Here is an 11781-nt window from a genome sequence, read left to right on the forward strand (position 1 = left end):
ACAAATTCGGTTCGTTTTCCGCGGGCCTCGTGATCGGGCCAGCGGGTTACCCAAAATCTATGTCTGACGCCGGTCCCTGTGGGAGCTGGCTTGCCTGCGATGCAGACGATGCGGTTTTTCAGTAACACCGCAGTGATGCCATCGCAGGCAAGCCAGCTCCCACAAGGGGTCGCGTCGACCTTGCTTAACTATCCAGTGCTTTGTACTTTTCGCGCAGGTGGTTACGGATATAAACCGCCGACAGGTTGAGCGTGGCGATCACCAGCACCAGCAGCAGCGCCGTGGCATACACCAGCGGTCGCGCGGCCTCGACGTTCGGGCTCTGGAAGCCGACGTCATAAATGTGGAAGCCCAGGTGCATGATCTTCTGATCCAGGTGCAGGTACGGGTAGTTGCCGTCCAGCGGCAGCGACGGCGCCAGTTTCACCACACCCACCAGCATCAGCGGCGCCACTTCGCCAGCGGCACGGGCCACGGCGAGGATCATGCCGGTCATCATCGCCGGGCTGGCCATCGGCAGCACGATTTTCCACAAGGTTTCCGCCTTGGTCGCGCCGAGGGCCAACGAGCCTTCACGCACGGTGCGAGGAATCCGCGCCAGGCCTTCTTCAGTGGCCACGATCACCACCGGCACCGCCAGCAGCGCCAGGGTCAACGAAGCCCAGAGCAGGCCCGGCGTACCGAAGGTCGGCGCCGGCAAGGCTTCCGGGAAGAACAACCGGTCAACCGAACCGCCCAGTACATAGACGAAGAAGCCCAGGCCGAACACCCCGTAGACAATCGCCGGGACGCCCGCCAGGTTGTTCACCGCGATCCGGATCAAACGGGTCATGGTGCCCTGACGCGCATATTCACGCAGGTACACCGCCGCCAGTACGCCGAACGGGGTGACGATCATCGCCATGATCAGGGTCATCATCACGGTGCCGAAGATGGCCGGGAAGATCCCGCCTTCGGTGTTTGCTTCACGCGGGTCGTCGCTGAGGAACTCCCAGACCTTGCTGAAGTAGAAGCCGATCTTGGTGAAGGTGCCCATGGCGTTCGGCTGATAGGCGTGCACCACTTTACCGATGCCGATTTCAACTTCTTTGCCGTTGGCATCGCGAGCGGTCAGGCTGTCGCGGTTGAACTGCGCGTGCAGGTCGCTCAAGCGTGCTTCGATGTCCTGATAACGCGCATTCAGTTCAGCGCGCTCGCCATCCATGTCGGCTTGGGCCGCGGCATCGAGTTTGCCGTCCAGTTCCAGCTTGCGACCGTGCAGACGGATGCGCTCCAGGCCTGAGTTGATCGCGCCGATGTCGGTTTTTTCCAGGCTCTTGAGTTGCGCGGCGAGTTTGCTGACCCGCTCGATCCGCGCTTGCAGCTCTGGCCACGCGGCCTCGCCTTCGGCGATGACCTTGCCATCCTGTTTGACGTTGACCAGGGTGCCGTAGAAGTTGCCCCACTCGCGACGCTCAAGGGTCATCAGCTCAGGCGGGGTCTTCTGGTCAGTCAGCCACTCGCCGACGATCCAGGTGAAGTCGGTGCCGTTCAGGTCGCGGTTGCCGACCTTGATCAGCTCGCGCGTCATGAATTCCGGGCCCTGGTCCGGCACCGGCAGGCCGGCGCTTTTCAGGCGTTCACGGGGCACTTCTTCCTTTTGCACGACTTCGCCGATCACGATGTGATTGGCCTGGCCCGGCACGTCGTAACTGGCATGCACCAGGTCCGCCGGCCAGAAGTGACCCAGACCGCGCACGGCAATCACCGCCAGCAGGCCAATGGTCATGATGACCGCGATGGACACCGCGCCACCGCTGATCCAGACGCCGGGGGCGCCGCTCTTGAACCATCCTTTCAGGGAGTTCTGTTTCACAGACTTCTACCTTTCTTAAAGCGACGAGTATTTCTTGCGCAGACGCTGACGAATCAGTTCCGCGAGGGTGTTCATGACGAAGGTGAACAACAGCAGCACCAGCGCCGAGAGGAACAGCACGCGGTAGTGGCTGCCGCCAACTTCCGACTCCGGCATTTCCACCGCAACGTTGGCAGCCAGGGTGCGCAGGCCTTCGAACAGGTTCATTTCCATGACCGGGGTGTTACCGGTGGCCATCAGCACGATCATGGTTTCCCCGACCGCACGGCCCATGCCGATCATCAGCGCCGAGAAAATGCCCGGGCTGGCGGTGAGGATCACCACGCGGGTCATGGTCTGCCACGGCGTGGCGCCCAGTGCCAGGGAACCCAGGGTCAAACCGCGTGGCACGCTGAACACGGCGTCTTCGGCGATGGAGTAGATGTTCGGGATCACTGCAAAGCCCATGGCCAGACCGACCACCAGTGCGTTGCGCTGGTCGTAGGTTATCCCCAGGTCGTGGGAGATCCACATGCGCATGTCACCGCCGAAGAACCAGGTTTCCATGTACGGGCTCATGTACAGCGAGAGCCAGCCCACGAAGATGATCACCGGGATCAGGATTGCGCTTTCCCAGCCATCCGGCACTTTCAGGCGCAGCGATTCAGGCAGGCGACTGAAGGTAAAACCGGCGACCAGAATGCCGACCGGCATCAACAGCAACAGACTGAAGATCCCCGGCAAGTGGCCTTCGACATACGGGGCGAGGAACAGGCCGGCGAAGAAGCCGAGGATCACCGTCGGCATCGCTTCCATCAGTTCGATCACCGGCTTGACCTTGCGGCGCATGCCCGGCGCCATGAAGTACGCGGTGTAGATCGCGGCGGCAACGGCCAGCGGGGCGGCCAGCAGCATCGCGTAGAACGCGGCTTTGAGCGTACCGAAGGTCAGTGGCGAGAGGCTCAGCTTGGGTTCGAAATCGGTGTTGGCGGCAGTCGATTGCCAGACGTATTTGGGTTCGTCGTAGTTTTCGTACCAGACCTTGCTCCACAGCGCGCTCCACGACACTTCCGGGTGCGGGTTGTCGAGCAGCAGCGGTTGCAGCTTGCCGCCGGCTTCAACGATGACCCGGTTGGCACGCGGCGACAGGCCGAAAACGCCAGCGCCCTCGACCACCTGGTCCACCAGCAAGGTGCGGTGGGCGGTGCTGTGGAACACCCCGAGCTTGCCGGAAGCGTCGAGGGCGATGAAGCCTTTGCGACGTTCTTCGGCGGTGATTTCAACGATAGGCGTGGTGCCCATCTGGAACGTACGGATCTGCTTCAGGCGCTGTTCGCCATCGGTATCGCGGGCCATGAACCACTGGGCCAGGCCACCCTTGGAATCACCGATGATCAGCGAAATCCCGCCCACCAGTTGGGTGCTCGCGGTCACTTGGGCGTCGCCGTCTTCAAGCAGTTTGTAGCGACCGTTGAGGCTCTTGTCGCGCAGGCTGAACACGTCGGCCTGGGCACGACCGTTGACCACGTACAGCCACTGCTGACGCGGGTCGACAAAGATATTCTTCACCGGCTCGGTCATTTGCGGCAGGTCGATGCGCTTCTGCTCGTTGGTGACCTCACCGGTCATCATGTTTTCTTCGCTGGTCACTGACAGTACATGCAGCTGCGAACCGGTGGAGCCGGCCAACACCAGGGTCGAGTCGGTGGCATTGAGGCTGACATGCTCCAGCGCACCGCCCGCCTCGTTCAGCGCGACCGGGGTTTCACCGTACGGGTATTCGATGGCCGGCGAGATGGTTTTCTTGCCGTCCGGGTAGCTGACTTTGTAGGTGTGACGGAATACCAGTGCCTGGCCATTGGACAAGCCCACCGCCACCAGCGGATGGCCCGGTTGGTCTTCGCCAATGGACGTCACGGTGGTGCCGGCCGGAACCGGCAGATCGACGCGCTTGAGTTCAGCGCCACTGTCGATGTCAAAGAACAGCGCCTGGCCCTTGTCGGAAACCCGCATGGCGACCTGGTTCTGCTCTTCGAGGGAGATCATCAGGGGTTTGCCGGCGTCTTGCATCCAGGCCGGGGTGATCGCGTCTTTGGCGGTCAGGTCGGCGCCCTGGAACAGGGGCGCAACAACGTAGCCAAGGAAGAAGAAGATCAGCGTGATCGCACCCAGGACGGCGAGGCCGCCGACGAGGACGTACCAGCGTGTCAGGCGATCCTTGAGCGCACGAATGCGGCGCTTGCGTTGCAGCTCAGGCGTATTGAAGTCAATGCGCTTGGGAGGAGATGTCGTAGTCATGGGGGAATTGGCCAGATCATTCATGCGCACACCCTAGCGATCCTGTATGACAGAAAGATGACAATGCAGTGACGCAGCAAATCCGCCGCCCGTGTGAACTGGCAGCGGATCGAAAATTTTTGGGGTATGTGGGAGCGGGTTGTGGCGAGGGGGCTTGCCCCCGCTGGGGAGCGAAGCGCCCCCCTGAAGTCAGTCATCGCATTATTTTATGCATCGACCGATTTACGACTGCTTCGCAGTCGAACGGGGGCAAGCCCCCTCACCACACAAGCCCGCTCCCACACTGAACCCGGGATTAACTCGGGTTCAGGGTGTTACTTTTTTGCGACTTCAGCACCGCCTTCTTGCAGGCCCAGGTCAGCCAGTGCCTTGGCGGCTACTTTGGCTGGCAGTGGGATGTAGCCGTCTTTCACTACAACTTCCTGGCCCTGTTTGGACAGAACCAGTTTCACGAACTCGGCTTCCAGCGGGGCCAGAGGCTTGTTCGGGGCTTTGTTGACGTACACGTAGAGGAAACGCGACAGCGGGTACTTGCCGTTCAGGGCGTTTTCTTCGGTGTCTTCGATGAAGTCAGTGCTGCCTTTCTTGGCTAGGGCCACAGTCTTCACGCTGGCGGTTTTGTAGCCAATGCCCGAGTAGCCAATGCCGTTCAGCGAAGAGCTGATCGATTGCACGACCGAGGCTGAACCTGGTTGCTCGTTGACGTTTGGCTTGTAGTCGCCTTTGCACAGGGCTTCTTCTTTGAAGTAGCCATAAGTGCCGGATACCGAGTTACGGCCGAACAGTTGAACCGGCTTGTTGGCCAGGTCGCCTTTCACGCCCAGGTCGCCCCAGGTTTTGACTTCTTCTTTAGCGCCGCACAGACGAGTCGAGGAGAAGATCGCGTCGACTTGTTCCATGGTCAGGTGCTGGATCGGGTTGTCCTTGTGCACGAACACGGCCAAGGCATCCACGGCAACCGGGATTGCGGTTGGCTTGTAGCCGTATTTCTGTTCGAAGGCCGCCAGTTCGGTGTCCTTCATCTTGCGGCTCATCGGGCCCAGGTTAGAGGTGCCTTCAGTCAACGCAGGTGGCGCAGTGGCGGAGCCAGCGGCCTGAATCTGGATGTTTACGTTCGGGTATTCTTTTTTGTAGTTCTCGGCCCACAGGGTCATGAGGTTGGCCAGGGTATCGGAGCCGACGCTGGACAGGTTGCCCGACACACCAGTGGTCTTGGTGTAGCTCGGGATAGCAGGGTCAACAGCGGCAACTGCGTTGGCAGTCGCAACGCCAGCAGCGACAAAAGTCATTGCCGCCATCAAACGCTTCAGTTTCATGCCTTACTCCTAGCAGATAGGGGGTGTTAAGTCGGGGCCAAGTATCAGCAGGCCGTGTGAACACTCTATGGCTGAAATATGACAATTGGATGAAAGGCCAGTATTCGATCTTTTGCAGGATGATTCGCGTCGCCTTCATCGCGAGCAGGCTCGCTCCCACAGGGGATCTGCGGTGAACACAGAACCAATGTGGGAGCGGGCTTGCTCGCGAAGGGGCCAGTGCAGTCAGAAGTGGCTTAGCGGTTGTTCTTCCAGAGATAGCCGCCCACCAGAATCCCGATGCCGCAGATGATCGCCACGTAATAAGCAGGCCCCAGCGGGCTTTCCTTCATCAGCAGTGTCACCACCATCGGGGTCAGGCCGCCGAAGATCGCGTAGGCCAGGTTGTAGGAGAACGACAGGCCGCTGAAGCGCACCACCGCCGGGAAGGCTTTGACCATCACATAGGGCACGGCACCGATGGTGCCGACCAGCAGACCGGTCAGGGCATACATCGGGAACAGCCACTCAGGGTGATCGAACAGGCTGTGGTAGAAGGTCCACGAGCTGATCAGCAACGCCGCGCTGCCGAACACGAACACCCGGCCAGCGCCGAAACGGTCCGCCAGCGCGCCCGAGGCCACGCAGCCCAGGCTCAGGAACACAATCGCCAGGCTGTTGGCCTGCAATGCGGTGGTTGGCGAGACGTGGTAGATGGTTTGCAACACGGTCGGGGTCATCAGGATGACCACGATGATTCCGGCCGACAGCAGCCAGGTCAGCAGCATCGAGATGACGATGGCACCACGATGATCGCGCAGCACCGCTTGCAACGGCACTTCTTCGGCCAGGGCCTTGCGCAGTTGCAGCTCGGCGAACACCGGGGTTTCGTGCAGCCAGCGGCGCAGGTAAACCGAGAACAGGCCAAACACACCGCCGAGCAGGAACGGGATCCGCCAGGCGTAATCGGCCACTTGTTCCGGTGTGTAAAGGCTGTTGATTGCCGTGGCGACCAGCGAACCCAACAGAATCCCCGCCGTCAGGCCCGACGTCAGCGTGCCGCAGGCGTAGCCGATGTGCCGCTGGGGCACGTGTTCGGAAACGAAGACCCAGGCCCCCGGCACCTCACCGCCAATCGCCGCGCCCTGGATGACCCGCATCAGCAGCAACAGGATCGGTGCCCAGATACCAATCTGCGCGTAAGTCGGCAGCAAACCCATGATCAGCGTCGGCACGGCCATCATGAAAATGCTCAGGGTGAACATCTTTTTGCGCCCCAGCAGGTCGCCAAAGTGCGCCATGACGATCCCGCCCAGTGGCCGGGCCAGGTAACCGGCCGCAAAGATCCCGAAGGTTTGCATTTGACGCAGCCAATCGGGCATGTCCAACGGAAAGAACAGCTTGCCGACCACGGTGGCGAAGAACACAAAGATGATGAAGTCGTAAAACTCCAGCGCTCCGCCCAAGGCTGAAAGCGACAGCGTCTTGTAGTCACTGCGGGTCAAGGGACGTGCGGGTTGCGCAGGTGTCGCGATGCTCGATGGCGCTGTGGTCATGGCAAGGATTTCTCTTTCTTATAGTCGGATCTGCAACCCCGACAACGCTGGCCGGGGATTGGGCAGGTTCGGCACGATAGCAAATTGTTCGAAATAGCACATAGGGCGGTCAAAATGAGAACCCGATGGTCGTCGTGCGGTCTACCGCTCGATATACTCGCAACCTTGTTACACCCTGTAAGGGGTTGCTGTGCGAAAACGTCGTTGGCCTCCGTCAGCCGCTTTCGCAGAGTTTCCCTTTAGTACGCCTTACGAGAAACGTGACGAACGTAGTATGTTCGGGCTGAAACGTTTTTCCAGGCTCTAGTGCGCAACGTCGCCGAGTGAAGGTCAGGCAAGGCAAAAACAGGCGAGGACGCGGAGTTTACGGTTTGTAAATGAGCAGTCCGAGCCTGTTTTTAACGCAGCATGACCGAGCGCAGGCACTTTGCGTGCAGAGCCACAAGACGGCTATTCACCCGCTACACACCCCAAGAGTCACGGCTCAGAGGCACCCCTGGCATGATAGAGCTCGAACAAGAAGATCCTATTCCGCAAGGCGACCTGGCCCTGCAAATCACCGCATTACCCCGCGAAACCAACGGCTTTGGCGATATTTTCGGCGGCTGGCTGGTGTCACAGATGGACCTGGCCGGCACGGCGATGGCCAGCAAGGTAGCCGGTGGTCGCGTGGCGACCGTGGCCATCGATCGCATGGCATTCCTGGTGCCGGTCGCCGTCGGCGCGCAGCTATCCTTCTATACCCAGGCAACGGAAATCGGCCGCAGCTCGATCAAGATGATGGTTGAGGTGTGGAGCGACGACCCGCTGTCCAGCGAATGGCGCAAGGTGACTGAAGCGGTGTTTGTGTTTGTCGCCATCGATGGCAGCGGTCGCACCCGCTCGGTGCCGCCACGGCGTTAAACCCGGTGACCGTTTTGCGGTCCCTTGCAGTCATTGATCCTGAACGAGATGTGCATCATGAATACGCCCAACGTTGAAGCCGTGAAACTGGATGAACTGAACTGCTGGCGCATCCGTCACGGTCAGGCCGAATTACTGGTGGCCCAGCAAGGCGCGCACATCCTCAGTTATCAACTGGCCGGGCAACCGCCGCTGATCTGGCTCAACGATGAGGCGGTGTTCAAGACCGGCAAGAGCATCCGTGCAGGCGTTCCCGTGTGCTGGCCGTGGTTTGGCAACCTGGACCGCAACCCGCCGAGCGTGCAGGCGATGCGCGTCGGCGACCAACCCGCCATCGCCCACGGGCTGGTGCGCGCCATGGATTGGGAGCTCGACGGGATCGAAGCCGAAGGTGACAGCCTGAAGGTCGAATTTGTGTTGCCCTACCCTGAAGGCGGCCTGCCCGGCTGGCCCCATCAGGTCGACCTGACACTGAGCATTCATCTGGACGAGCAATTGCACATCCGCCTCATCAGCCATAACCGTGGCACCGACAGCGTGAGCATCAGCCAGGCGCTGCACAGTTACTTCGCGATCAGCGATGTGCGCAACGTGCATCTCGAAGGACTGGATGGCTTGAGCTATATCGAGACGCTGGATAACTGGAAAACCGTCACGCAGGCCGGTGATCTGCGATTTACCGGGGAAACCGACCGCATCTACCTCGATGCTCCGCCAACGCTGAGCATCGTCGACCCGACCTGGGAGCGGCGCATCGAGCTGACGGCCAGCGGTTCACGGACAGCAGTGGTCTGGAACCCGTGGATCGACCGCGCGGCGGCGTTCAGTGACATGGCCGACGATGGCTGGCAGCGCATGCTGTGCATCGAAACGGCGAATGTGATGGGTGATGTGGTGAATCTGGCACCGGGGGCGAGTCATACGCTGGGCGTGAGTATCGCCAGCACACCGCTATAGAGAAACTGCGGACCATTGTGGCGAGGGGGCTTGCCCCCGCTCGGGCGCGAAGCGGCCGCAGAGCCAGCCAATGGATTCCTTCTGGCAGAACCCGATTGCAGGTTTTGGGACTGCTTCGCAGCCCAGCGGGGGCAAGCCCCCTCGCCACAGGTTCTGCGCAGCCTTTCCTTATAAATCCGACTCTTTAACCACTCGCACTTTCGCCGCATCCAGCGCATACGCCGCATCGGCCAGGTCGTTGTTGACCTTTTCGACTTTCAGCGTGCCGGTGACCCACAGCGGTATGTAGATATCGTCCAGCTTCAAACCCTTGGGATAACGCACCAGCACCAGTTGGTTAGGCGGCGGTGGCGGCACGTGGATGCAGGCGCCAGGGTACGGCACCAGGAAGAACAGCGTGCTGCGGCCCTTGGCATCGGTTTCCAGCGGGACCGGATAACCGCCAATGCGGATGTTCTTGTCGTTCATCGACGCCACGGTCTTGGTCGAGTACATCACCGCCGGCAGGCCTTTACTCTGCTTCAGGCCACCCTTGTCGGTGAAGGTGCCGTTGGCCTCGGGCGAGTCGTGGTCGATTTCGGGCATGGCTTCGAGGGCTTTCTGGTCCGACTTGGGCATCAGTTCGAGCCAGTCGGTTTCCGGCAGTTCGCCGGCATGGGCAAGGCCCGTGCCCAGTAAAAGTAGAGTCAGCAGAAGACGGCGCATGAAGGTGCTCGGCAAGGGAAGGACGGTGTAACGCCGAGCATTCTAGCCCCCTCTGCGGTTGAGGCAGAGGGGGCTTTGTCGCTTAAATCAGGTGTTTTTCTTGATCAGGCCGTAGATCACCAGCAACACCACCGCGCCCACCAGCGCGCCGAGGAACCCTGCCCCTTGACCGGCATGGTAGATACCCAGTGCCTGGCCACCATACGTCGCGGCCAACGAACCGCCGATACCCAGCAGAATGGTCATGATCCAGCCCATGCTGTCGTCACCCGGTTTCAGGAAACGGGCCAGCAGGCCGACGATCAAGCCGATGAAGATGGTTCCGATAATACCCATGGCGTTTCCTCTGAATGAAGGAGCTGTATGCCAAAGCCTAGTCAGACTTTGGCATCCTGCCATCAGAGAACGGCGGTCACCGAAGGTTCCCGCCTCGCACAAGGTTTATTGCTCGGCGATGAGCGCTTCGACCTTGAGGATCTGTTGCGCCAGCGTGGCCCTGTCAGCGCAACGCAGGTTGGCGTGACCGACCTTGCGGCCGACCTTGAACGCCTTGCCGTAGTGGTGCAGATGGCAATCATCGATGGCGATGACCTTATCCACCGGCGGTACAGTGCCAATGAAGTTGAGCATCGCGCTCTCGCCCACCTTGGCGGTCGAACCCAGCGGCAGGGCCGGCAACGGCGCGCAGGTGGTTTTCGAACTGGCTGCACTCGGCACCTTCGGTAGTCCAGTGCCCGGAGTTGTGCACGCGCGGGGCGATTTCGTTGGCCTTCAGGCCACCGTCGACTTCAAAGAACTCGAACGCCATCACGCCGACGTAATCCAGCTGCTTGAGCACGCGGCTGGAGTAGTCCTCGGCCAAGGCTTGCAACGGATGGTCGGTACTGGCCACGGACAACTTGAGAATGCCGCTGTCGTGGGTGTTGTGCACCAGCGGGTAGAACTTCGTTTCACCGTCGCGAGCGCGCACGGCGATCAACGACACTTCACCGGTGAACGGCACGAAGCCTTCCAGCAGGCACGCCACGCTGCCCAACTCGGCGAAGGTGCCGACGACATCGTCAGGTTTGCGCAGGACTTTCTGGCCCTTGCCGTCGTAACCCAAGGTGCGGGTTTTCAGCACGGCGGGCAGGCCGATGGTGGCGACTGCGGCGTCCAGGTCGGCTTGCGACTGGATGTCGGCAAAGGCCGGCGTCGGAATGCCCAGGTCCTTGAACATGCTTTTTTCGAACCAGCGGTCGCGAGCGATGCGCAGGGCTTCGGCGCTCGGGTAGACCGGCACGAATTGCGACAGGAACGCCACGGTTTCAGCCGGGACGCTTTCGAATTCGAAGGTCACCAGGTCGACTTCATCGGCCAATTGACGCAGGTGATCCTGATCGCCGTAATCGGCCCGCAGGTGTTCGCCCAACGCGGCTGCGCAGGCATCCGGCGCGGGGTCCAGAAAAGCGAAGTTCATGCCCAGCGGAGTTCCCGCCAGGGCCAACATGCGGCCCAACTGGCCGCCACCGATTACACCGATCTTCATCGTCAACAACCTCAGGCGATGCGTGGGTCTGGATTGTCCAGGACGCTGTCTGTCTGCTCAGCACGGAAGGTTTTGAGCACCGCATGGAATTGCGGGTGCTTGGCGCCCAGGATACTTGCCGACAGCAGGGCCGCGTTGATCGCGCCGGCCTTGCCGATGGCCAGCGTGGCAACCGGAATGCCCGCAGGCATCTGCACAATAGAGAGCAGCGAATCGACGCCCGAGAGCATCGACGACTGCACCGGCACGCCCAGTACCGGCAGGTGGGTCTTGGCCGCACACATGCCTGGCAAGTGGGCCGCGCCACCGGCACCGGCGATGATCACCTCGATGCCACGCGACTCGGCATCGGTGGCGTACTGGAACAGCAGGTCCGGGGTGCGGTGGGCAGAGACCACTTTAACCTCGTAAGGAATGCCGAGCTTTTCCAGCATATCGGCGGTGTGGCTAAGGGTGGACCAATCGGACTTGGAGCCCATGATCACGCCAACCAGTGCACTCATCGTCGTGCCTCTTCTCTCTGGGCGCCCGCAGGCGCGTCAAAAACAACAAGCCACGCGAAATGCGTGGCTTGAATGTACGAATTATGGCCGGGCGAACCGGCCGAAGGCCGCGCAGTATACCGTAATGAAGCAGATAAACAGCCCCTTGAGTGACCATCTGTCATGTGGCACAAACGACGACTTTATTGACTCGAAAGTCAGC

The 11781-nt window shown here is 60.8% G+C and carries 9 protein-coding genes and 1 pseudogene; 2 read left to right on the forward strand and 8 right to left on the reverse strand.

The window, feature by feature from the left end; all coding sequences use genetic code 11:
• Nucleotides 1-184: 184 nt before the first annotated feature.
• The 4 genes from pstA to AABM54_RS26245 all read right to left on the reverse strand — a co-directional run bounded on the left by pstA (nt 185) and on the right by AABM54_RS26245 (nt 6983).
• Nucleotides 185-1855 (reverse strand): phosphate ABC transporter permease PstA, encoded by a 1671-nt coding sequence (gene pstA, locus AABM54_RS26230; protein WP_347902778.1) that lies wholly within the window; start codon nt 1853-1855, stop codon nt 185-187.
• 15 nt (nt 1856-1870) lie between these two features.
• Nucleotides 1871-3904 (reverse strand): ABC transporter permease subunit, encoded by a 2034-nt coding sequence (locus tag AABM54_RS26235; RefSeq protein ID WP_347906303.1) that lies wholly within the window; start codon nt 3902-3904, stop codon nt 1871-1873.
• A 542-nt stretch (nt 3905-4446) separates the two neighbouring features.
• Nucleotides 4447-5448 (reverse strand): phosphate ABC transporter substrate-binding protein PstS, encoded by a 1002-nt coding sequence (locus tag AABM54_RS26240; RefSeq protein ID WP_347902779.1) that lies wholly within the window; start codon nt 5446-5448, stop codon nt 4447-4449.
• Between the two features lie 236 nt (nt 5449-5684).
• Nucleotides 5685-6983 carry an MFS transporter gene (locus AABM54_RS26245; protein ID WP_347902780.1) on the reverse strand — a complete coding sequence of 433 codons (1299 nt, stop codon included), beginning with the start codon at nt 6981-6983 and terminating at the stop codon, nt 5685-5687.
• A gap of 501 nt (nt 6984-7484) precedes the next feature.
• On the opposite strand from AABM54_RS26245, the gene AABM54_RS26250 reads away from it, so the two are divergent.
• Together AABM54_RS26250 and AABM54_RS26255 are read left to right on the forward strand one after the other, a co-directional pair.
• Nucleotides 7485-7886 (forward strand): acyl-CoA thioesterase, encoded by a 402-nt coding sequence (locus tag AABM54_RS26250; protein ID WP_347902781.1) that lies wholly within the window; start codon nt 7485-7487, stop codon nt 7884-7886.
• Between the two features lie 57 nt (nt 7887-7943).
• Nucleotides 7944-8843 carry a D-hexose-6-phosphate mutarotase gene (locus AABM54_RS26255; protein ID WP_347902782.1) on the forward strand — a complete coding sequence of 300 codons (900 nt, stop codon included), beginning with the start codon at nt 7944-7946 and terminating at the stop codon, nt 8841-8843.
• 168 nt (nt 8844-9011) lie between these two features.
• On the opposite strand, the gene AABM54_RS26260 is transcribed toward AABM54_RS26255, so the two are convergent.
• From AABM54_RS26260 to purE, 4 genes and pseudogenes are all read right to left on the reverse strand, one after another.
• Nucleotides 9012-9548: a DUF3299 domain-containing protein gene (locus AABM54_RS26260; RefSeq protein ID WP_347902783.1), complete on the reverse strand. Its 537-nt coding sequence runs from the start codon at nt 9546-9548 to the stop codon at nt 9012-9014.
• Between the two features lie 87 nt (nt 9549-9635).
• Nucleotides 9636-9884, reverse strand: coding sequence for a GlsB/YeaQ/YmgE family stress response membrane protein (locus tag AABM54_RS26265; RefSeq protein ID WP_347902784.1), 249 nt, complete (start codon nt 9882-9884; stop codon nt 9636-9638).
• Between the two features lie 105 nt (nt 9885-9989).
• A pseudogene (locus tag AABM54_RS26270) lies at nt 9990-11076 on the reverse strand (5-(carboxyamino)imidazole ribonucleotide synthase).
• 11 nt (nt 11077-11087) lie between these two features.
• Nucleotides 11088-11579, reverse strand: coding sequence for a 5-(carboxyamino)imidazole ribonucleotide mutase (purE, locus tag AABM54_RS26275; protein WP_347902785.1), 492 nt, complete (start codon nt 11577-11579; stop codon nt 11088-11090).
• Nucleotides 11580-11781 lie beyond the last annotated feature (202 nt).

Source organism: Pseudomonas purpurea (genome assembly GCF_039908635.1).
In the GTDB taxonomy this organism is placed as follows: Bacteria; Pseudomonadota; Gammaproteobacteria; order Pseudomonadales; family Pseudomonadaceae; genus Aquipseudomonas; species Aquipseudomonas purpurea.

What these genes read in the sequence shown, in the direction of transcription:
- AABM54_RS26235 (WP_347906303.1), bottom strand. Translation starts at nt 3,904, where the DNA reads ATGCAAGACGCCGGCAAACCCCTGATGATCTCCCTCGAAGAGCAGAAC.
- AABM54_RS26240 (WP_347902779.1), bottom strand. Translation starts at nt 5,448, where the DNA reads ATGAAACTGAAGCGTTTGATGGCGGCAATGACTTTTGTCGCTGCTGGC.
- AABM54_RS26245 (WP_347902780.1), bottom strand. Translation starts at nt 6,983, where the DNA reads ATGACCACAGCGCCATCGAGCATCGCGACACCTGCGCAACCCGCACGT.
- AABM54_RS26250 (WP_347902781.1), top strand. Translation starts at nt 7,485, where the DNA reads ATGATAGAGCTCGAACAAGAAGATCCTATTCCGCAAGGCGACCTGGCC.
- AABM54_RS26255 (WP_347902782.1), top strand. Translation starts at nt 7,944, where the DNA reads ATGAATACGCCCAACGTTGAAGCCGTGAAACTGGATGAACTGAACTGC.
- AABM54_RS26260 (WP_347902783.1), bottom strand. Translation starts at nt 9,548, where the DNA reads ATGCGCCGTCTTCTGCTGACTCTACTTTTACTGGGCACGGGCCTTGCC.
- AABM54_RS26265 (WP_347902784.1), bottom strand. Translation starts at nt 9,884, where the DNA reads ATGGGTATTATCGGAACCATCTTCATCGGCTTGATCGTCGGCCTGCTG.
- purE (WP_347902785.1), bottom strand. Translation starts at nt 11,579, where the DNA reads ATGAGTGCACTGGTTGGCGTGATCATGGGCTCCAAGTCCGATTGGTCC.